The sequence below is a fragment of the Collinsella aerofaciens genome (assembly GCF_015561195.1).
Classification (GTDB): Bacteria; Actinomycetota; Coriobacteriia; order Coriobacteriales; family Coriobacteriaceae; genus Collinsella; species Collinsella aerofaciens_AC.
This window is the reverse complement of the sequence record NZ_JADMSU010000005.1, coordinates 127,383-148,482: the sequence shown is the minus strand read 5'-3', so window position 1 is coordinate 148,482 and position 21,100 is coordinate 127,383. Positions and strand designations below refer to the sequence as shown.

19 protein-coding genes and 2 tRNA genes are annotated in these 21,100 nt (G+C 61.7%); 11 read left to right on the top strand and 10 right to left on the bottom strand.

Annotation, left to right across the window (positions count from 1 at the left end; translation table 11 throughout):
• Positions 1-16: 16 nt before the first annotated feature.
• A complete protein-coding gene (locus I2H81_RS10400; RefSeq protein ID WP_229108106.1) occupies positions 17-613 on the bottom strand; it encodes a glycosyltransferase family 2 protein in 597 nt (198 codons plus the stop codon).
• A gap of 6 nt (positions 614-619) precedes the next feature.
• A complete protein-coding gene (locus I2H81_RS06570) occupies positions 620-1,591 on the bottom strand; it encodes a glycosyltransferase family 2 protein (protein ID WP_195644972.1) in 972 nt (323 codons plus the stop codon).
• Between the two features lie 160 nt (positions 1,592-1,751).
• Between I2H81_RS06570 and I2H81_RS06565 the strand changes: the two genes are divergently transcribed.
• The 3 genes from I2H81_RS06565 to I2H81_RS06555 all read left to right on the top strand — a co-directional run bounded on the left by I2H81_RS06565 (position 1,752) and on the right by I2H81_RS06555 (position 3,507).
• Positions 1,752-2,597 (top strand): ABC transporter permease, encoded by an 846-nt coding sequence (locus I2H81_RS06565; RefSeq protein WP_271817498.1) that lies wholly within the window; start codon positions 1,752-1,754, stop codon positions 2,595-2,597.
• Between the two features lie 11 nt (positions 2,598-2,608).
• Entirely contained in the window at positions 2,609-3,376 is a 768-nt protein-coding gene (locus I2H81_RS06560; RefSeq protein ID WP_006236046.1) for an ABC transporter ATP-binding protein, read from the top strand.
• Positions 3,377-3,430: 54 nt separating this feature from the next.
• Positions 3,431-3,507: transfer RNA gene (locus I2H81_RS06555), tRNA-Arg, on the top strand.
• 104 nt (positions 3,508-3,611) lie between these two features.
• Here the strand turns inward: I2H81_RS06555 and aroQ are convergent.
• The 8 genes from aroQ to aroF form a co-directional block, all read right to left on the bottom strand.
• A complete protein-coding gene (aroQ, locus tag I2H81_RS06550; protein ID WP_195644971.1) occupies positions 3,612-4,049 on the bottom strand; it encodes a type II 3-dehydroquinate dehydratase in 438 nt (145 codons plus the stop codon).
• A 64-nt stretch (positions 4,050-4,113) separates the two neighbouring features.
• The gene (locus I2H81_RS06545) at positions 4,114-5,364 is read right to left on the bottom strand and encodes a shikimate kinase (protein WP_195644970.1); all 1,251 of its coding nucleotides are present in this window, start codon (positions 5,362-5,364) and stop codon (positions 4,114-4,116) included.
• Complete coding sequence (gene pheA / locus I2H81_RS06540) at positions 5,365-6,510, bottom strand: prephenate dehydratase (RefSeq protein WP_195644969.1); 1,146 nt, start codon at positions 6,508-6,510, stop codon at positions 5,365-5,367. It abuts the gene before it with no gap.
• A 43-nt stretch (positions 6,511-6,553) separates the two neighbouring features.
• Complete coding sequence (aroC, locus tag I2H81_RS06535) at positions 6,554-7,651, bottom strand: chorismate synthase (RefSeq protein WP_195644968.1); 1,098 nt, start codon at positions 7,649-7,651, stop codon at positions 6,554-6,556.
• 1 nt (position 7,652) lies between these two features.
• The gene (aroA, locus tag I2H81_RS06530) at positions 7,653-8,972 is read right to left on the bottom strand and encodes a 3-phosphoshikimate 1-carboxyvinyltransferase (protein ID WP_117757150.1); all 1,320 of its coding nucleotides are present in this window, start codon (positions 8,970-8,972) and stop codon (positions 7,653-7,655) included.
• A complete protein-coding gene (gene aroB, locus I2H81_RS06525) occupies positions 8,966-10,072 on the bottom strand; it encodes a 3-dehydroquinate synthase (protein ID WP_117629149.1) in 1,107 nt (368 codons plus the stop codon). The genes aroA and aroB overlap by 7 nt, the downstream gene beginning before the upstream one ends.
• 36 nt (positions 10,073-10,108) lie before the next feature.
• Positions 10,109-11,023 carry a prephenate dehydrogenase gene (locus I2H81_RS06520; protein WP_117629150.1) on the bottom strand — a complete coding sequence of 305 codons (915 nt, stop codon included), beginning with the start codon at positions 11,021-11,023 and terminating at the stop codon, positions 10,109-10,111.
• A 3-nt stretch (positions 11,024-11,026) separates the two neighbouring features.
• The gene (gene aroF / locus I2H81_RS06515) at positions 11,027-12,049 is read right to left on the bottom strand and encodes a 3-deoxy-7-phosphoheptulonate synthase (RefSeq protein ID WP_117629151.1); all 1,023 of its coding nucleotides are present in this window, start codon (positions 12,047-12,049) and stop codon (positions 11,027-11,029) included.
• Positions 12,050-12,253: 204 nt separating this feature from the next.
• Between aroF and I2H81_RS06510 the strand changes: the two genes are divergently transcribed.
• The 8 genes from I2H81_RS06510 (at position 12,254) to I2H81_RS06475 (ending at position 21,093) form a co-directional block, all read left to right on the top strand.
• A tRNA-Arg gene (locus tag I2H81_RS06510) sits at positions 12,254-12,330 on the top strand.
• A gap of 76 nt (positions 12,331-12,406) precedes the next feature.
• A complete protein-coding gene (locus I2H81_RS06505) occupies positions 12,407-15,124 on the top strand; it encodes an HAD-IC family P-type ATPase (protein ID WP_195644967.1) in 2,718 nt (905 codons plus the stop codon).
• 103 nt (positions 15,125-15,227) lie between these two features.
• On the top strand, positions 15,228-16,370 hold the full coding sequence (locus I2H81_RS06500) for a zinc ribbon domain-containing protein (RefSeq protein ID WP_195644966.1): 1,143 nt from the start codon (positions 15,228-15,230) through the stop codon (positions 16,368-16,370).
• A 107-nt stretch (positions 16,371-16,477) separates the two neighbouring features.
• A complete protein-coding gene (locus tag I2H81_RS06495) occupies positions 16,478-17,020 on the top strand; it encodes a peptidylprolyl isomerase (RefSeq protein ID WP_055249980.1) in 543 nt (180 codons plus the stop codon).
• A gap of 11 nt (positions 17,021-17,031) precedes the next feature.
• Entirely contained in the window at positions 17,032-18,336 is a 1,305-nt protein-coding gene (locus I2H81_RS06490; protein WP_229108104.1) for a tetratricopeptide repeat protein, read from the top strand.
• Between the two features lie 127 nt (positions 18,337-18,463).
• Complete coding sequence (mreB, locus tag I2H81_RS06485; RefSeq protein WP_006236061.1) at positions 18,464-19,495, top strand: rod shape-determining protein; 1,032 nt, start codon at positions 18,464-18,466, stop codon at positions 19,493-19,495.
• A 78-nt stretch (positions 19,496-19,573) separates the two neighbouring features.
• A complete protein-coding gene (gene mreC, locus I2H81_RS06480) occupies positions 19,574-20,515 on the top strand; it encodes a rod shape-determining protein MreC (protein WP_195644989.1) in 942 nt (313 codons plus the stop codon).
• 11 nt (positions 20,516-20,526) lie between these two features.
• Positions 20,527-21,093 (top strand): rod shape-determining protein MreD, encoded by a 567-nt coding sequence (locus tag I2H81_RS06475; RefSeq protein ID WP_195644965.1) that lies wholly within the window; start codon positions 20,527-20,529, stop codon positions 21,091-21,093.
• Positions 21,094-21,100: the final 7 nt, after the last annotated feature.

Genomic DNA, 21,100 nt, shown 5'->3' with positions numbered 1-21,100 from the left:
CGTTTACGTAGGGGAGCTATTTGGTCTTGAAGCCGACCCAGCCGTAGATGCCCTTGGAGAATCGATTGTATTCGCCCATGGAGATGATGGCGTTGACCATAGGTCGCTTCATGAGCCTAAAATCGCGTGCTCCGTCGACGATGTCGGCCTTGGAAATGCGGTTGATGATCTTGTAGAACATACGGGCGCAGAACGACCTGATGGGAGGCTCGCCTTCGCGGGTGGTCCTGCGTGTGGCGACGTTATCGTAGTCTTCGGTTTGCAAGATCTCGTACATCTGCGGCAGGAGCGAGGGCGGGTCCTGCATGTCGGCATCCATGGTGGCGACATAGTCGCCCTTTGCGTGCTGGAGTCCGGCGAGTAGTGCCGCCTCCTTGCCAAAGTTGCGCGAGAAAGAGTGCCAGCGGATGGCGTATGGATGCGCCGCCGCAGCTTCTGCCTTCATGACGGCGAGCGTTTTGTCTGCCGAGCCATCGTCGATGAGGACGGCTTCAAAGGAGATGCCGGGGTCTTGCCGGGTCATGATGCGAACGACGCCATCGAGCTCTTTGAGAAAGATCGGAAGTGATTCCTGCTCGTTGTAACACGGCACGACGATGGAGATGAGCGGCATGGTGGTTTACCTCTCGCTTGGCTTGGAAGTAGGGTGGCCGGGCTGGTCGTCGTAGGCGTACTTGCTATATACGTTGACCTCCCACTGCTTTTTTTCGACCTTTGCTACAGAATCCAGGATGAATCCTGTTGCAAGGCTCAGGCCGCACAGGAACATAAACGACGCGGCGAGCATGGCGGTGGGGAAGCGCGGAACGAGGCCGGTCTGGAAATACTCGACAACGATGGGCATGCCCAGGGCGAGGCCGATCACCGCAAACAGAAGCGCGACGAGGCTGAAGAACTTCAGCGGGCGGTAGTCCTTGAACAGCGTGCCGATCATCGTGACGACTTTAATGCCGTCGCTCACGGTATTGAGCTTGGACTCGGAGCCTTCCGGACGGTCGCGGTACTCGATGGGCACATCTTTGATGCGCCAGCGGTGGTCGACGGCGTGGATCGAGAGCTCGGTTTCGATCTGGAAGCCCTCGGAAAGCACAGGGAAGGTTTTAACGAACGGGCGGCTCATGGCGCGGTAGCCGGTCATGACATCATCGAAGCTGTAGCCATAGATCCACTTGATCATGGCGCGGACCAGATTGTTGCCAAAGCCGTGGAAAGCACGCTTGTTTTCCTCGGCGTAGGTGCCGTTGGAAAGGCGGTCGCCTACGGTCATATCGGCCGCGCCGTTGAGGATAGGCTCGCAGAGGGCCTTGGCCGCCTCGGCGGGGTAGGTGTCGTCGCCGTCGACCATCAGGTAGCAATCGGCGTCGATATCGCGAAACATCTGGCGGCACACGTTGCCCTTTCCCTGACGGGGCTCAAAGCGGACCGTGGCGCCGTGCTCGGTGGCGATGCGTGAGGTATCGTCCGACGAGTTGTTGTCATAGACATAGACCGTCGCTTGCGGAAGCTCGCGGTGAAAGTCGTCGATGACTTTGCCGATCGTGAGGGCTTCGTTGTAGCAGGGGATGATGACGGCGATGGATTTTGAATACATTCAATGCTCCTTATACATTCAATCTTTGAAAGTATAGCCGTTTGGGCTTGGCATCCTAAGATGTGGGTTAGTTCTCCAGTTTTGTTGCGCGAATCGTTTGCATGGTCGTCGGGTCTATACTGTTCGTTTGTCAACGATTACGAGTAAAGGAGTTGCATCCGTGTCGGATCAGACAAAGCAACAAGAAACTCGCAGTCTGCCTGCGACGTTTGCTAAGAACGAATTTGAGAAGGACGCGTTTATCCTTCGTCAGCTGGTTACCAAGGATTTTAAGATCAAGTATCGCCGCAGCGTTCTGGGCGTCGCATGGTCGGTGCTCAACCCGCTGCTGATGATGATTGTCATGGCCATCGTGTTCTCGACGATTTTTGGCCAGGGCCGCAATGGCTCAATGACGCCCGAGATGTACCCGCTGTACTTGATCGTGGGTAATGTTACCTTTGCCGTCATGTCCGAGTCTACGAACCAGGCCCTGACGTCGATCGTGGGTGCTGCCCCTCTGCTCAAGAAGGTTAAGGTGCACCGCTGGGTCTTCCCGGTGCAGAAGGTGCTCTTCTCGCTGGTCAACTTTGCCTTCTCGCTGGTCGCCGTTGCCATCGTTATGCTGTGGTTCCACGTTATGCCTTCTTGGCACCTTATTCTGCTGCCGGTCTGCCTGCTGCTGCTTATGTGCTTCTGCATGGGCCTGGGCATGATGCTCTCCGCCCTCACGGTCTTCTTCCGCGATGTCATGCATCTATGGAGTGTTGTCATCACGGCGTGGACTTATATCACGCCTATTTTCTGGACGACCGATTTCGTTGCGCAAATGCCGCATCTCGTGCGCATTCTGGTCTATGCGAACCCCATGTATAACTACCTGCAGTTTATGCGCGATATCTTTCTGTTCCAGACCACGCCCTCGCTTTTGACGTTTGGTATGTGCGTCGCTTGGGCGGTTCTTGCGCTTGCTATTGGCTACACCGTGTTCCATAAGTCCGAGCGCAAGTTCATCCTCTACATCTAAGGAGTGCTGTGATGACTGAATCTGTTGTTGATTACAGCGAGCAGCCTCTGGCTGTCGAGGTCGACGACGTCACCATGATCTTTAACATGGCGTCCGAGTCGCTGACCAACCTCAAGGAGTACTTCATTAAGCTTGCCAAGCACGAGCTGTTCTTTGAGGAGTTTAGGGCGCTTAAGCACATCTCGTTTGATATTCATCGCGGCGAGGTCGTGGGTCTGGTCGGCACCAATGGTTCCGGCAAGTCTACGATGCTCAAGATTATCGCTGGCGTGCTTGAGCCTAGCGAGGGCAGCGTTAAGGTGCACGGTAACATCGCGCCGCTGATTGAGCTTGGCGCCGGCTTTGACCCCGAGCTGACCGCCCGCGAGAACATCTATCTGAACGGCGCCCTGCTCGGCTATACCAAGGAGTTCATCGACGCCAACTTTGACGGCATTATCGAGTTCGCTGAGCTGCAGAACTTTGTCGATATGCCGCTTAAGAACTTCTCCTCGGGCATGGTGGCGCGTATCGCCTTTGCAATCGCGACGATTACCGAGCCCGATATTCTGATCGTTGACGAGACGCTGTCCGTCGGTGACGTGTTCTTCCAGCAGAAGTGCGAGGCCCGCATCCAGCACTTTATCCAGAGCGGCGACGTGACGGTTCTGTTCGTTTCGCACTCCATGGAGCAGGTTGAGCGCATCTGCCAGCGTGCCGTTTGGATTGAGAAGGGTGACCTTCGCATGGATGGCCCGGTCGATGAGGTCTGCAAGGCGTACCGCGAGCAGTTCAACTAGGTTATAATTACTTGCGCCTGACAGGCTTACGCTTGCTTGGGCGTGCGGTTATTTGCTCCATTAGCTCAGTTGGATAGAGCAGGGGACTTCTAATCCCAAGGTCGACGGTTCGAATCCGCCATGGAGCACCATCGTTTATTAAGCCCGGACCGCTTGGTGGTCTGGGCTTTTTTCATCTTGTGTGCTGCTGGAGCCGAGCGCGAGCAAGCCGCTGCTGTTTGTTGGGGTTGGCATTTTACTTTTCCAGATGCTCTTCCAACAGCTCTAGCGCATGTGCATACCCCTGCAAGCCCTCGCCGGTGATGGTGGCGAAGCAGGCTAGGCGTGCGTAGCTCACCTGGCGGAAGTCCTCGCGCGTCTCTACGGCGCTGATGTGCACCTCGACGGCAGGGATGGCGACGGCTTTGAGCGCATCGAGGATCGCCACGCTCGTATGTGTGTAGGCGGCCGGGTTGATGACGATGCCGTCGACCTTGCCGTAGGCCTCCTGGATCTTATCGACGATGCTGCCCTCGTGGTTGGACTGGAAGACTTCGACCTCGTCAAAACCCTGCGCGGCGCCTGCCTCCTGGCAGATCTGGACCAGGCGGTCGTAGTTGTCGCTGCCGTAGATGCCCGGCTCGCGAATGCCGAGCATGTTGAGGTTGGGACCGTTGATGACGAGTGCTTTCATGGTTGCTTCCTTTGCGGTTGGAAAACCACCACAAAGGTGCCTGTCCCCTTTGTGGTGGTTTTGGTTAGAGAGCGGGTGGGAGGGTGTCGAGGACGGCGCAAGCGGTGTTGGCGGCGCAGTCGCGTGAGTCGATTATGTAGTCGGCCCAGGCGCGGTAGCGCGGCATGCGCTGTTCAGCCAGCTTATCGATGCCGTCGCGCGCGGTGATGGGGCGGCCCTTGTGGGCGAGCTCGTCGAGCATACGGTTGAGCATCACGATTTGGCTATTCTGGTGCAGCAGCGGGTAGTTCTCGTCGCGTGTGACCACGCCGCCGCCGGTGGAGAGCACCAGGCCGCTGCGCTTGGAGATGTCGGCCAGCGTAGCCGTCTCCTGTTCGCGGAAGGCCGCCTCGCCGCGCTCGACGATAAAGTCGGCACAGGGCATGCCCAGACGCTCCTCGAGCGCGCGATCCAAGTCGATGTGCTCGCGGCTCGTGAGCTGGGCGATCTGCTCACCCACGCGGGTCTTGCCCGAACCCGGCATGCCGATCAGCGCGATGTTTTGTTCGCGGCGGGACAGACGCTCCGTTACGTCTAAGATGCGCTTGCGCGGGGTGACTTGGCCGGTATAGTGCTCGACGGCCTGTGCCGCTTGGGCCACGAGCATCAGCAGGCCACCGATGCAGGGGATGCCGCGGCGCTCGGTCTCGAGCATGAGTCCCGTGCGGGCGGGGTTGTAGACAATGTCGATAACGCCTTCGAGCGCATCGAGCCCTTCGAGCGTGCAAGGCGCGTCGGGGCAATGGGGGAACATGCCGGCGGGCGTGCAGTTGACGAGCAGTGCGGCGTCGGACTGCTGCGCGATATTGCCGTAGTTGACCTCGCTCGTGCGGCCCACGGGCACCACGGTGGCGCCAAGGTCGCCGAGCACCATGCTTGCCGTGGTGCCGGCACCACCGGTGGCGCCAAGCACGAGGACCTTCTTGCCGGCAACCTCTACGCCCAGCTCCTCGACCAGGCACTGAAAACCAAAGTAGTCGGTGTTGTCGCCGCGCAGGCGGCCGTCAGGCAGGCGCGTGATGGTGTTGACGTTGCCCATGCGCTCGGCGAGCGGGCTCAGCTCGTCCAGATACTCCATGACGGCGCGCTTGTAGGGGATGGTCACGTTGGTGCCCTCCCACTCGTCGCCCATCATAAAGGCCGCGAGGTCCTCGGGCTCGCGCTCAAATCGCACGTACTCGAGCCCAGCGAGCTCCTTGTAGATGGTCGGGGTGTAGCTGTGGCCCAGCTCACGGCCCAGCACGCCGTAGGGACGGGTTGCGGCGGTATCGGTCATCTAGAGCACCTCCGTGTAGCTGCCAAAGTAGGTGAAGCTCTCGCACACTTCGTCGATGGAATCGAGCAGGTCGTCGAGGGCCTTGCTGCCAAAGGGGCAGTCCAGATCAAAGTAGAACATAAACTCAAAGTCGCGGCCGGGGATGGGACGGCTCTCGAGCTTGATGAGGTTGATGTTGAGCGCGTAGAAGCGCTCGAGCACGCGATAGAGGGCGCCCGGCTCGTTGGCCGTGGTGATCATGAGCGAGGTGCGATTAGCGCCGGGGTAGACGCGCGGCTCGCGGCTGATGACGACAAAGCGCGTGTAGTTGTTGTCCGAGTCCTGAATGTTGGGCTCCAGCACCTCCAGGCCATAGAGTGCCGCGCAGCTGCGCGATGCGATGGCGGCAACATCGGTGCGCTCGGAGCTGGCGACCATCTCGGCCGACATGGCGGTGTTGGGGTACTTGGTGGCGTGCAGGTCGTGGGACTCGATAAAGCCGGCACACTGGGCAATGGCTTGGCCGTGGCTGTAGACCTCGCGCACGTCGGCGAGCTTGGTGCCGGGTTTGACGAGCAAGTTGTGATCGATCTTGAGTCGTAGCGAGCGCACGATGTGGAAGTCGAACTGGGCGAGCAGGTCGTAGACGGCGTTGACTGAGCCGGCGGTGGAGTTCTCGATGGGCAGCACGCCAAACTCGCAGAAGCCGTCGCGCACGGCGCGCATGACGCCCTCGAAGGTCTCGAAGAACGCGATGTCGGGCACGTCGAAGAGTTTGCACGCGGCGATCTGGCTATAGGCACCTTCCACACCCTGGCAGGCGACGCTGGCCGTTTGGGGGAAGGGCGCATCGAAGGCTACGGCCGTGGCATGGGCTTTTTGCGACACCGTGATGCCCTTGAGCTCGTTGATGTAGCGCTGCTGCTCGGCCTTGCTCATGCTCATGAGGAGACGGAACAGGGTGATAGTCTGGGCTTCGTAGCGCTCGGGTGCGCGGCTGGCGAGGTTATTGAGCTTGGAGCGCTCGCGGGCGGGGTCGAAGACGGCCTTGCCCATCTCGATTTTTGACTTGGCGACTTCGGTGGCAATGTCCATGCGCTCGACAAAGCTGTTGAGGAGCGTGGTGTCGATGCTATCGATGGCCTGGCGGATGTCAGCAAGGTCCATGGAGGCCCCTTTCACGTGTCGGGGGATGTTGAGGGGTGGGTAGTTAGCGCTGGGCGGCGTCTTCGAGGAGGGCGTCCCAGATGGCAAGGGCGGCGGCTGCCTCGGCTACGGGGACAGCTCGGGGGACGATGCAGGGATCGTGGCGGCCGTGGACCGAGAGCTCGGCATTTTCCATAGCGTCCATGTCCACCGTCTGCTGCTCGCGGCCAATGGAGGGCGTCGGCTTTACGGCCATGCGCCACATGACGGGCGCGCCGGTCGAAATACCGCCCAGGATGCCGCCGGCGTTGTTGGACTCGACCTCGATCTCGCCGGTCTCGGCATCGATGCGATACGGATCATTGTTCTCGCTGCCGCGCATGGCGGCCACGGCAAAGCCCATGCCAAACTCCACGCCCTTTACGGCGGGAATGCCAAACGCGATTTGCGCGATGCGGTTCTCGATGCCGTCGAACATGGGGTCGCCGATGCCCGCGGGAAGCCCATAAATGCCGCACTCCACGATGCCGCCGATGCTGTCGAGTTCGTCACGCGCGGCTAGGATTTCCTCGCGCATGCGGCCGGCTGCGGCGGCGTCAATGCACGGCAGATCGTTCGTAAGGATCGCCTTGCGGTCGGCCTCGCGATAGACTATGTCGTCCATCGGCAGATCGGAGATGCCGCCGATCTGCGCCACATGCGCCATCACTTTAATGCCGCGGGCCTCGAGTGCCTGCAGCGCAATGCCGCCGGCGATGCACAGGGGTGCCGTTAGGCGGCCGGAGAAATGCCCGCCACCGGCGACATCGTGCATGTTGTGATACTTCACGCGCGCAGGGAAGTCCGCATGTCCGGGGCGGGGCTTGCGGCGCAGCTCGGAGTAATCCTTGGAGCGCGTGTTGGTGTTCTCGATAATCGCGGCAATGGGCGCGCCGGTGGTGTGCCCATCGACCACGCCGGCGATGATTTGGGCGGCGTCGGCCTCGCGGCGCTTGGTCGCGGTCTCGTCGCGACCGGGGGCGCGACGGTCGAGGAAGGCCTGCAGCTGCTCCTGGTCCACGGCGATACCTGCCGGAATGCCATCGAGGGAGCAGCCGATGGCGGGGGAGTGCGACTGGCCGAAGATGCTTAAGTGCAAGACGTTGCCAAAGGTCGAGGACATGCTATTCCTCCTCGAGTGTGACCTTGCCGCCCAGCAGGCGGTAGTGGTCGAAGAAATCGGGATAGGACTTGTTGACGGCCTCGGCGCCGTGGATCACGACCTCGCCGGTGGCGCGGCTCGCGGCGATAGCGGCCATCATGGCGATGCGATGGTCGTTGTGCGAATCGACCTCGCCGCCGGTGAAGGCATCGACACCCTTGATGATGAGGTCATCGCCGGCAATGCGCACCTGCGCGCCCAGCGCGGTGAGCTCGCGGGTGGTGGTGACCAGACGGTCGGATTCCTTGATGCGTAGACGGGCGCAATCGCGGATAAAGGTGCGGCCCTGTGCCAGCGAGGCCACGGCCGAGATGACGGGCACCAGGTCCGGAATGTCGTGGGCACTCATCTCAAAGCCGGCGAGCTTGTCGGACTGCACGGTGGCGGCGTTGGTGGAGCGCACGATGCGGGCGCCAAAGCGCGAAAGCGCGGCAAGCACGTTACGGTCGCCCTGTGCGGAGCTCAGTGACACGCCCTCGACGGTGATTGGGTCGGTGCCGATGGCACCGGCGCACAGCCAAAAGGCGGCGTTGGACCAGTCGCCCTCGACGGCTACGCTGCCGGGCGTGCGGTACGAGCCGCTGCTCACGCGGAAGTTCGTGACCTCGGGCTGGCCGTCCTTGGCCGGAATGCGCTCGACGTTGACCTCGACGCCAAAGGCCTTCATGGCCTGTATCGTCAGGTTGATGTAGGGGCGGCTCTCGATGAGGCCGGTTACCTGCACGCAGGAGGGCTGGGCCAGCAGCGGGGCTGCCAGCAGCAGGCCCGAGATGTACTGCGAGCTCACGTTGCCCGGAAGCACAAAGGTGCCCGGGCGCATGCGGCCGCTCGTCTTGAGCGGAAAACCGCCCAGACCCTGTAGGTCGCAGCCGGCGGCGATGATCTCGTCCGAGAGCGGGGAGAGCGGGCGGGCGCCCAGGCGGCCCTGGCCTACGAAGGTGGCATCCGCACCCAGCGCGCAGGCGACAGGCAGCATAAAGCGCAGCGTGGAGCCACTTTCACCGCAGTCAAGCGTGCCGCCGGCAAGGGCCTTGAGCAGGCCAAACTCAACACTCTTCATGGTGGGGTGGACCTGGAAGCCGTCCTCGACGGTCTCGATGCGAGCACCCAGTGCCGTAAGGCAGCGCACCGTGGCCTCGATGTCGGCGCAGGTGGTGTTGCAGGTGACGTGCGTCTCGCCGTTGGCAAGCGCAGCGCAGATGATGAGGCGATGCGCCATCGACTTGGACGCGATGGCGGGAACGGTGCCCTTGAGCGGGGACGGGGTGATGCGGGCTAGCATGCGGATGCGTCTCCCTTCTGGCCGAGGCCCTCGGCAATGAGTTCGTGGAAAGTGGAAAGCGGTGTGCGGTCGATGCTGCAGCGGCCAATGCCGTGCGGAATCACCAGGTCTATGGTGTCGCCCGCGCGCTTCTTGTCGTGGAGCGCCTCGGCAAAGACGGTATCGGCATCTAGGTCACAGCGGGTCGTGAGGCCATGACGGGCGCAGAGTTCCTCAATACGACCGGGCAGTGCGGCATCGCAGACGCCGTGCAGGGCCGCGGCGCGCGTGATGATGCCCATGCCGATCGACACGCAGTTGCCGTGTCCCAGCTCAAAGTGCTCGCAGGCCTCGACGGCGTGTCCGGCGCTGTGTCCAAAGTTGAGGAGCTTGCGCTGGTTGGTTTCGCGCTCGTCGGCGACGACCACGGCGCGCTTGATGTCGATATTGCGGGCGATGATGAGCGCTACGCGGGCCACATCGCGGTTGAGCAGCTCCAGCGTGAGCGGGGTCTTCTCCAGCTCGGCGAAAAGCTCCAGGTCGGCGATCACGGCGTGCTTGACGACCTCGCCGCAGCCGTCGGCGAACTGCTCGGGCGTGAGGGTGGCCAGGCACCCCACGTCGGCGATAACCACGCTCGGCTGCCAAAAGGCGCCGGCCAAGTTCTTGCCGGCAGCCAGGTCGATGGCGGTCTTGCCTCCCACCGATGAATCCACCATGGCGAGCAGGCTCGTCGGGATCTGCACAAACTTGCAGCCGCGCATGTAGGTGGCGGCCACAAAGCCCGCCACGTCGCCCACGACGCCGCCGCCGAGTGCCACGATCACGTCGGAGCGCGAAAGCTCGTGCTCGGCCACAAACTCCAAAATGGCAACGTAGGTCTCGGCGCGCTTATGGGCCTCGCCGGCCTCGAAGGTGCAGATGCTCACCTCGTAGCCTGACGCCTCCAGGCTCTGCTTAACGGGCATCTGGTAGAGCGGGCCCACGTTGGTGTCCGTCACGATGACGGCCTTGGTGCCGCCGGCGGTGGCGCGCACGAGCGGCCCCGCCTGCTCCAACAAAAACGTGCCAACATGCACCTGGTAGGGGCGTGCAGTGTCGATATCGATGGTAATCGCCATAAGCTTCGGTCCTTTCGACCTGGCGTGATGGGTTGTCTAGTGGGAGGCCTCGTCGTCGAGTGCGCGCTTAATGCGGTCGCCCTCGGCAAGGAGATTCTCCAGATAGCGCTGGTCGCGGTCCTTGAGCGCGCGGCTGTAGGCGCCAAGCGATTCGATCAGATGGTCGATCTCGAAGGCGAGCGCGTCGGCGTCGTCGATCATGAGCTCGGACCACATTTGCGGGTTGAGGTGCGCCACGCGGGTGAGATCGCGGTAGCTACCGGCCGAAAAGCCGTGGTGGACCTGGGCAGTGGGGCTTTTGACGTAGGCGTTGGATACCACGTGCGCAAGCTGGCTCGTGAAGGCGATGACACGGTCGTGCTCGGCGGCGCTGGTCACGCTGAACTTGCCAAAGCCCAAGGGGCGCACCATCTCGCGCACCTGGCCCAAAAGCTCCAGCTTGAGCGCATCGTCCACCGCGGGCGGTACGAGCACCAGCGGGGCGCCCTGGAACAGGTCGGCGCGGGAGTGTGCATAGCCCGAGTACTGCGTGCCCGCCATGGGGTGCGCGCCCACAAAGTAAAAGCCGTGCTCGTGGGCAAGCTCAAAGGCGCGCTCGCACACGATACCCTTGACGCCCACCGTGTCAATTACCACGGGGCCCATGATGGCCTCGGTATCGGTGGCGTCGGCGAGTGCCTGGGCGTGTGCCTCGAGCCACTCGATGCAGGCTTCGGGGTAGCAAGCCAGGACGATGATGTCGCATTCGCCGAGCGTCTCGTCGTTGAGCTCGCCGGCAACGGTGCCCATGCTGGCAGCCGTCATGACATCGTCATCGGGATCCCAGGCCAGCACGCGGACGCCCGCCTGCGCATAGCCGCGGGCAAAGCTGCCGCCGATGAGGCCAAGGCCGACGATGCCGGCGCACTTGGGGCCGCCCTGGTTAACGCGCGCGTTTCTCACTGTACCCATGGGCTACTCCATGGTCTCTTGGCAGACGACCTCGCGGATGGCTCGGATGCGGCGCATGGTGTCGTCGAACTGATCGGGGGTGAGGGCCTGGGCGCCGTCGGACCAGGCGCGGCTCGGCTCGTCGTGGACCTCGATCTCCAGGCCGTTGGCGCCGCAGGCGGTCGCGGCAAGCGCCATGGGCTCAACGTAGCGGGTGTAGCCGGTGGCGTGGCTGGGGTCGGCGACGACGGGCAGGTGCGACAGGTGGTGCAGCACCGGCACGGCGTTGAGGTCGAAGGTGTTGCGAGTACGGGTTTCGAAGGTGCGGATGCCGCGCTCGCACAGGATGACGTTGTCGTTGCCCTCGCTCATGATGTACTCGGCGGCCATGAGCAGCTCATCGATCGTGCCGGACATGCCGCGCTTAAGCAAGATCGGAGTCTTGGTCTTGCCCACCTCTTTGAGCAGGGGGAAGTTCTGGGCGTTGCGCGCGCCGATCTGCATGACGTCGATCTTCTTGTCCAAGAAGACCTGCACGTCGCGCGGATCCATGATCTCGGTGACGATCGGCATGTCGAGCTCGGCGGACGCCTCGCACAGCAGGTCCAGGCCGGCGGGGCCCATGCCCTGGTAGGCGTACGGGGAAGTGCGGGGCTTGTAGGCACCGCCGCGCAGCATCGTGGCACCGGCGGCCTTCACGCGGCGGGCGATGCGGATGAGGTTCTCGCCCTCGACGGAGCACGGGCCGGCGATGACCTGGAACTGATCGCCGCCGATCTTGACGCCGTGGCCGCAGTCGATGACGGAGTCCTCGGGGTGGAACTTGCGATTGGCGCGCTTGAACGGCTCGGAGACGCGCTGCACGCGCTCGACGACGTCCATGGACTCGAGCAGGAACGGGTCGATCTTGGTCGTATCGCCCACCAGGCCGATGATCGTCTCGTTCTCGCCGCGCGAGACGTCGGTCTTCAGGCCCTTTTTCTCAATCCAGCTGACGATATGGCTGACGGCCTCGTCGCTGGCGCTCTGCTTTAAAATTGCAATCATGGTGCGCCTCTCATCTCGGTGGATAACCCTTGCAAAAACGGCCCGCATCGCGAGCCGTGTATATATGGTGCATGAGAGTTTATACTATCTGATTCGCTTTTGCCTTCTAAAGTGAGCCGTTGCGCCGCGTCTTCCTCGGAATTGCAAAGCTTTTTCTTTTATTTTGATAGCCCGTGGTGCACTTGGGTATAATGCCAAACGTTGGCCCTATTAGCTCAGGGGATTAGAGCGTCTGCCTCCGGAGCAGAAGGCCGTTGGTTCGAATCCAACATGGGGCACCATCGAACGTAAGACCGTCCGAACCTCGCATGGTCCGGGCGGTTTTTCTTATACCGACGCGACGTGATGGGACGTGGTATGGCAGCAACGGATATCGAGCGCGGACTCTCGACCGCCGAGGTCGAGGAGCGCATCGCCGCCGGTAAGATCAACCGCAACATGGAGCTCAAGACCAAGTCGGTCAAAGAGCTCATCATCGAGAACCTCTGCACGCTGTTCAATTTGATCAACGTGATCTTGGCGTTCCTGGTCATTTTGACCGGTTCGTTTAAGAATCTGACGTTCCTGTTCGTGGTGTTCTTGAACACCGCTATCGGCGTCATTCAGTCCATGCGTTCCAAGAAGATGGTCGATAAGCTCACGCTGCTGACCTCCAAGAAGGCCATCGCGGTGCGCGACGGCGCCGAGGTGGAGCTCGACCTGGACCAGATCGTGCTCGACGACATCATCCGCTTGGGGCGCGGCGACCAGATCCCCGCTGACGCCGTGGTGGTTTCGGGCGAGGCGCTCGTGAACGAGAGCCTGCTGACGGGCGAGAGCGATCTTATTAAGAAACAGCCCGGTTCCGAGCTCATGAGCGGCAGCTTTATCGACTCGGGCCTGCTGCGCGCCCGCGTGATCCATGCCGGCGCCGACAACTACGTGGCCAAAATAAATAACGAGGCCAAGTACGTCAAAAAGGTCAATTCCGAGATCATGAACGCGCTTAACGCCATCGTGCGCTTTGCGAGCATCATCATGATCCCGCTCGGTCTGGCGTTGTTTGCCTCGAGTGTGAGCGAGCTGTGGGATGCCGCGGGAACTCCGGGCGATAGCGCGCTTTCGTGGTGCTTCTCCGAGCTGTTGGCTGGTCATGTGCCTTCGTCGGCGCTGCTGTCCACGGTGGGCGCCCTGCTGGGCATGATCCCGCAAGGCCTGGTGCTGCTGACCTCGTCGGTGCTCGCCATCGCCACGGTGCGCCTGGCCCGCCGCAAGGTGCTGGCGCAGCAGCTCTACTGCATCGAGACGCTCGCTCGCGTCGACGTGCTGTGCCTGGACAAGACGGGCACCATCACGTCGGGTCGCATGGAGGTCGAGGGCACGTATCCGCTGCCGATCGAGGGTATGGGTGCGGGGGAGAGCGACGCCGCCGTTCCCGTTGATACCACGGTGCTCGATTTTGCTCTGGCTAACGTGGCGCGTGCGACTTCGGCCGATGCCAACGAGACCTGCCAGGCGCTGCTCAACTATTACGCCGATCGCCCGGTCGAGGTGTCCGAGCCGCTGTCGGTCATTCCGTTCTCGTCCTCCAAAAAGTGGAGCGGCGCGTCGTTTGCGCAGGGCTCCTATGTGATGGGTGCGGCGCAGTTTGTGCTCTCTGATCGTGCGTTTGCCCAGGTCGAGAACCGTGTCGCCGAGCTTGCCGATACCTGCCGCGTGCTCGTGGTGGCGAGCGTAGACGGCTTTACGCCCGATGGCGATATGGTGGGCGAGGCCGAGCCCGTGGGCTTTGTGACCATCCGCGACGAGATTCGTACCTCGGCGGCCGAGACCATCGGCTACTTTAACGAGCAGGGCGTGACCCTTAACGTGATCAGTGGCGACGACCCGCGTACGGTGTCGTCGATCGCGCGCGTGGTGGGCGTGCCAGGGGCGGACGCTTATGTGGACGCCACGACGCTCGATACGCCGGCCAAGCTCGATGCCGCAGTGGACCGCTACCATGTCTTTGGTCGTGTGACCCCGCAGCAGAAGCGTGAGCTCGTGCAGGCGCTCAAGCGCCGCGAGCACACCGTGGCCATGACGGGCGACGGCGTCAACGACGTGCTGGCGCTCAAGGAGGCCGACTGCTCCGTGGCTATGGCGGCCGGCTCCGATGCCGCGCGCAACGTGGCCGAGATCGTGCTCGTCGACAACGACTTTGCCTCGATGCCTGCCGTGGTGGCCGAGGGCCGTCGCTCCATCAACAACCTGCAGCGTTCGGCCTCGCTGTTCCTGACTAAGACGCTGTTCTCGATGGGCCTGGCGGCACTGTGCATCGCGCTGCCGCCGTACCCTTTCGAGCCGATTCAGATGACGCTCATCAACTTCTTCTGCATCGGCGCGCCGGGCTTTGTGTTGGGCCTGGAGCCCAACAATGCTCGCGTGAAGGGGTCGTTCCTGACGAACGTGCTCAAGCGGGCACTGCCGGCGTCGATTGCGGTCATTTTGGCCGCGGCGCTCGATATCTTTGTGGCGCGCGTGTTTGGCTTTAACCAGCTCACGCTGTCTACGATGTGCCTACTTACGTCGTGCGCGGCGAGCGTCAGCCTGATCTGGCGTATCTCGCAGCCCCTCACGCCCTTACGTGTGGCGCTCTTTGTGTTTGTAGTCGCTGGCATCTTGGTGGGCGTTATCGGATTCCCGGAGCTGCTGTCTATTGCCAACCTGTCGATGGGCCAGATGGTTATCTTGGCTGTCATCGTGGCCTTTACCTGCTCGGTGTTCTTTAAGCTCGCCACGATGATAGATTCGCTTAAGCCGCGTCGTCGTCATGCCGCAACTGGTTTTGGTCGCGGTGTGCGCGTCCGCCTGGGTCGCGGTGGCGGCAAGGTGAGCTCGACGGGTTCGACGGCGGAGCGTTTTGCCAAGCGCGTCGCCGCCGACATGGCGCAGCGCCGCGAATCTCGCACCGTTCGTGAGGCCGAGGCCCGCGCACTCGAGGGCGTGGCCCAGGCCCAGCCCAAGAAAAAGAAGGGTAGCGGAGCCAAGCGCTCTCGCGTAACCAAGTCCGCCCAAGGCATCAAAGTCTCGATGCCGAGCAAAAAGAAGAAGTAACTACGCGCCTTGGCGATGTTGAATTGGTGCCTTGCTCCTGTGGGGCCGTGGCGATGTTATGCTCTAACCTCGATTGTTTGAATTGCTTCGAAAAGAGGATGCCGTGATCTGCCCGCATTGCCTTAAGACTATCGAGGACGGCGCCTCGTTCTGCCCCTACTGCAACGCCTATGTGGGTCCGGGCGATGGTCCCGAGCACACCGAGTTCGTGTTCTGTGAGGGCTGCGGTGCCCGTCTTTCTCCGCATGATCGTACGTGCCCCAAATGCGGACGCCCCGCTCCGGGTATCCTCTCCGAGGACGCGGCAGCATCCGACCTGGCAGCGGGCCGCACGGCGGGCTTTCCGCGCCTAACGCAAGAGCAGATCGATACCGAGGTGCCGCATGCGCCGGCCTCTGCCGCTGCGGTGCTTTCGGACGCCGCCGACCCCAATGAGACCTGCGTGCTGCCAGCTTTCGATAAGGATTTCGGTATCCCCAAGGTCGATATTCCCACGCCGGTTTCCCTGCACGACGATGCTCAAAAACCCAAGCGCAAGGTGCATCCCGACGAGGACGCCTATCACAAGCACAAGCGTCATATCCCCAAGCCGTTTATTGTCATCGCGGTCCTTGCCCTTGTGTGCGGTGGTGCCTATTGGTTCGTGACGGCCGATCCCATGGGTGTCATGCCCGGCTTCTACGACCAGTTTGGCCAGGCCGCGCAGACGACCTTCCCCACGCGCCAAAAGGGCGAGGCGACCGAGGACGATACCAAGCAGGACGATTCTGCCGAGGTGGTCCAGGAAGAAACCGTGCTCACCGATGATCAGCTCTATACCAGGCTCGACGGTCTGTATCAGACCATCGTGTCCTATGCTGACGAGGACCAGATCGGCGAGGTCATCGATTCCTTTAACAACGGCTATCTCCGAACGCCGCTGTCCACCCGTCAGGAGCTGTCGCAGAGTGCCTACGCCCTGCGCGACCAGATCAAAAAGACGCAAGATGAGCTCAACAACCTTAAGTACCAGGACGATACGGTCTATGCGGACGACATCGCCCACTTAAAGCAGCTTGCCGAGTGGATGTATGAGCGCGTCGACGTGATCTGCCAGAGCTGGGATATCTCGCTGGCCATTCCCGATGGCGAGTCGATGAGTTCCCACCAAAGCGAGATCCTGGCGCCCATCGCGCAGGGCGGCAACAGCGCGCTGAACCAGTACGATGCCAATGTGGGTTCCTGGAAGCCGCAGCAGCGTTCCTAAAATTAGTTCGCCATAGTCGGCATAACCTACGTGCGCAATTGATGTAAACCCGTGCTTATTGCTACAATTCGTACAAATATGCTTTAAACGCACGAGGAAGGAACCACATGTTTGGTTTTAAGAAAGAGCTCTACACGCCCGAGTATCAGCTTGTCGGCGACGAGTGCGCCGTAATCGAGACGTCGAAGGGTACCATCAAGGTCAAGTTTGACGGCGAGGGCGCTCCCATTCATGTCGCGAACTTCTGCGAGCTTTCCACGATGGGCTTCTATGATGGCCTTAAGTTCCATCGCTATGTGCCCGGTTTTGTTATCCAGGGCGGCGACCCCAATACCCGCGACATGTCCGGCGCCGACGTCGCTGCCGGTCTTGAGGGCCCCGACGGTATGCCCGGTACCGGTGGCCCCGGCTACTGCATCAAGGGCGAGTTTGCCACCAATCCGCGCAACAGCCATGTCGATGGCGCCCTCGCCATGGCACGCTCCATGGACCCCGATTCCGCGGGTTCGCAGTTCTACTTCTGCCTGGGTGCCCAGCATAACCTCGATTCCGGTTACACCGTCTTTGGTACCACGGTCGAGGGTCTCGATGTGATTTCGCAGCTGCGTGCCGGCGACGAGATCGTCCATGTCGAGATCGTTCACGAGTAAAGGGGACTTCCTTGAATAGCCAGCTGATCCAACAGGGCCGCGCCGCTTACCGCGCGGGTGATTTTTCCGCTGCAGCCCAGATGCTTGGGGCGGCAAAGACTCCCGATGAGATTATGGGCGAGGCCGATCACCTTCGTGGCAACGCTTTGATGCACCTGGGCATGTATGCCGAGGCCGCCGAGGCCTATGCCGCCGCCCTCAACGACGGCACCTACGGCAAGCGCGGCGCGCTGCTTACCAACCGCGGCAAGGCGCTCGCCGCCGTGGGCGACTACACGACGTCCGCCCAGGCGTTCTCTGCTGCTACGCAGGATGCTTCCTATGCCACGCCGTTCAAGGCCTATCTGGGCCTGGGCAATGCGCTGTTCCAATCGGGCGACTATGCCAACGCGGGAACCGCCTTCCGTCAGGCTGCCATCGACGGCGCCAATCCGGCTCCTGCCGCCGCGCTCGGCGAGCTCGGTCGTTGCTTCATTAAGCTCGGCCGTCCGGCGGATGCCGTGGAGACCTACCGCACGGCTATCGACTTTGCCGGCCCCCGCGACGACACGCGTGCGCTCAACGCCGGCATGGGTCAGGCGCTTTCTGCCGCCGGCCGTCCCTCCGACGCACTCGATGCCTTTAACGCCGCTACTGCCGATGGCATCTACCAGCTCACCTCCGAGCAGGCCGATGAGCTTGCCCGCGTGCACGATTCGCTTGCCGCGCTGTCTGCCCAGACGGCTATGGCCACGGCCCCGGCGCCCGCGATGGACGCTCCTGCCGTCGATCCGCTCGATCCTACGGGCGCGACCGGTCAGTTTATGCCCGATCCCTCGGACACCGGCTTCTTTACGCTGTCCGAGTCCGAGATGGTCCAGCAGGACCGTCAGGATCGTAAGCAGGCCAAGGTCCGTCGTCGCCATCGCCACACGGGTCTCAAAGTCTTCATCGTGCTGCTTCTGCTCATTTTGATCGCCGCGGGCGGTCTGGGCTTTGCCTACACGCGCGGCTTTGGCTTCCCGTCTCAGGAGTCTGTCGTTACCGATCTGTTCCAGGCTGCCGGCGACGGTGACACCGCAAAGGCCGATTCTTGCCTGGCCTCGAACCTGTCCGAGGACGCTAAGTCGATGATCATCTCCTCGATTCCGCAGGGTGCCACCGTGTCCGTCGAGGGCATGGATCAGTCCATGACCGAGACGACCGCTAAGGTGAAGGCATCGCTGTCCAAGGGCGGCGAGCAGGAGTACACCGTCAAATTCGTGCGCTCCGACAACCATATCGGCTGGGCCGTTTCTTCGCTTGATATGGATTTCTCGGCTGCTGACAACCAGTAGTGACCTTATGGGATTTAGCTTTGCCCGGCGCTTCACCGCAAGTGAGGTGCCGGGCTTGCGCTAGTATGATGAGCTAGTAGTTTTCCAGCAATCATCCAACACATCAGGAGTTGCGTTGTTTTCTTTGATGGATATGTTCTTCGGTAGCTATGCGGGCGATCTTGCCATCGACCTCGGCACCGCAAATACGCTTGTCTCCGTGCGCGGCAAGGGCATCGTTATTCGCGAGCCCTCCGTTGTCGCCATCGACAAGAACGACGAGCGCATCCTGGCGGTCGGTATCGAGGCAAAGCGCATGCTCGGCCGTACGCCCGGCAACATCGTGGCCGTTCGTCCCCTGAAGGACGGCGTCATCGCCGACTTCGATGTTACCGAGGCCATGCTTCGCTACTTTATCGACAAGGCGTCCGAGAAGCGCTATCCGTGGACTCCGCGTCCGCGTGTTGTCGTCTGCGTTCCCTCCGGTGTCACGTCGGTCGAGAAGCGCGCTGTCTTTGAGGCCACGATCCAGGCCGGTGCCCGCCAGGCCTATCTGATCGAAGAGCCTATGGCAGCCGCTATCGGCGCCGACCTGCCCGTCGAGGAACCCACCGGCTCCATGGTCATCGACATCGGCGGCGGTACCACCGAGGTTGCCGTTATCGCTATGGGCGGCATCGTCGTCTCGCAGTCCATCCGTATTGCCGGCGACGAGTTCGATCAGGCCATCCTCACGCACGTTCGTGATGCCTACAACCTGGCCATCGGCGAGCGTACGGCAGAGGACATCAAGATCAAGGTCGGCTCCGCCGTGCCGCTTAAGGACGAGCTCGACGTCGAGGTCAACGGCCGCGACGTGATTACCGGTCTGCCCAAGACCGTGCGCATCGAGAGCGAGGAGATTCGTCGCGCGCTCAATAAGCCGCTCGACGAGATGGCCAAGGCCGTCAAGGACGCACTCGACGCTACGCCTCCCGATCTTGCCTCGGACCTTATGTACTACGGCATTTTGCTGACCGGTGGCGGCGCGCTGCTGCGCGGTCTCGACGTGCGCCTGCGCGATGAGACCGGCGTTTCGGTCAACGTCAGCCCCACGGCGCTCGATAACGTTGTTAACGGCTGTGCCCGCGTGCTCGAGGCCAATGCGTTTGATGGCGGCTTCGTCCAGACCAATGCTTAATTTCCAAAAGGTGGATTCCATTTGGCACGATCTTCGGGTTTCTCCACAAATCTGAATACCAAGCGACAATCAACGGGTATGCGCCCGTTGATTGTTTTCAGCCTGATTTCGGTGTTGCTGCTCACGTTTTACATTCGCGAGGGCGAGACGGGGCCGATTCATGCCGTGCGTTCGGGCGTGACGACGATTACCTCGCCGGTGCGTTTTCTGGGCTCGGCTGTGGCGGCTCCCTTCAATGCGATCGGTAACGTGTTCTCTAACCTTACGGCGTCACAGGACACGCTTGACGAGCTTAAGAAGCAAAACGAGGAACTGACTTCTAAGGTCGCCGAGCTCTCCGAGGCTCAAAAGACCGCCGAGCGACTGGAGGGTCTGGTCGGTCTGCAGTCGACCTACAACCTCAAGTCCACTGCAGCTCGTATCGTCGGCGCTTCGGGCGATGCCTGGACCTCGACCGTTACCATCGATAAGGGTTCTGCCGACGGTCTTACCATCAACATGCCTGTGACGAGTTCTGCCGGTGTCATAGGCCAGATTATTGAGGTCTCGGCCAAGACGTCCACCGTGCGCCTGATTGGCGACGAGAACTCGGGCGTGTCCGCTATGGTGCAGGACACGCGCGCCCAGGGCATGCTGCAGGGTCAGGCTGACGGCACGCTGCGTCTTGAGTATGTGAGCGTCGACTCCGACGTTAAGGTTGGCGACATCATCGTGACCTCGGGCATTGGCGGTGTGTTCCCCAAGGGTCTACCGCTCGGCACCGTCTCGTCGGTTGAGAAATCGGCAAACGACGTGTACTACACCATTGTGGTGCGCGATCAGACCACGGCCGAGAACAACGAGGAAGTGCTGGTCATCACCTCGCTGACCGACGAACAGTCGGCCTCGGATGAGGACGTGAGCACCGCTAATAGCACGCCGCAGGGAACGTCGCGCGATGCTGCGACCAAGACGAAGAACGAGAGCTCGGATGACGGTTCCGACACGTCCGAGACGACCGATTCCGGCTCGAGCGAATAGGGGGCATGTCCATGGATCTACACGAGCAGGGGATGAGCTCCCGCACGTTTGTAATCGCCGTCATCGTGTGCGTGCTGCTGCAGGCAGGCCTGGCACCGCAGATCTCCATTGCGGGCGGTCGCGTCAACTTCATGATTATCCTGGTGTGCCTAAGCGTGTTCTCGGGCGACCCGACCCGTGCCGTCGTGTGCGGTTTTTGCAGTGGCTTGTTCTATGACCTTTCCGCTGCCGTGCCGGTGGGCGTTATGTCGCTCCTGCTGACCGTGGGTTCTTTTGCCCTGGTGCATAGCGCCGCCGGTCAGACGGGCGGTACCCCGAGTGCGCGCGGCATCACGGTGGGCGCCTTCGCGCTCGTCATTAATGTGATCTACAGCATCATCTTGCTGTTTATGGGTTTGGAGACGAGCTTTGTCGTTGCGATCTTCGGCCATGCGCTGCCGTCTTCGATCCTGACGGGTCTGGTTGCCATTCCGTTTTTGATGTCCGGCGTCGTGCCGCAGTCCGGTTATGGATTCTCCGCACGTGGCGGACGCCAGACGGGCATGCGCTTTAAGCCCAAGACCCGTAAGCTCAAATAGGGGAGGC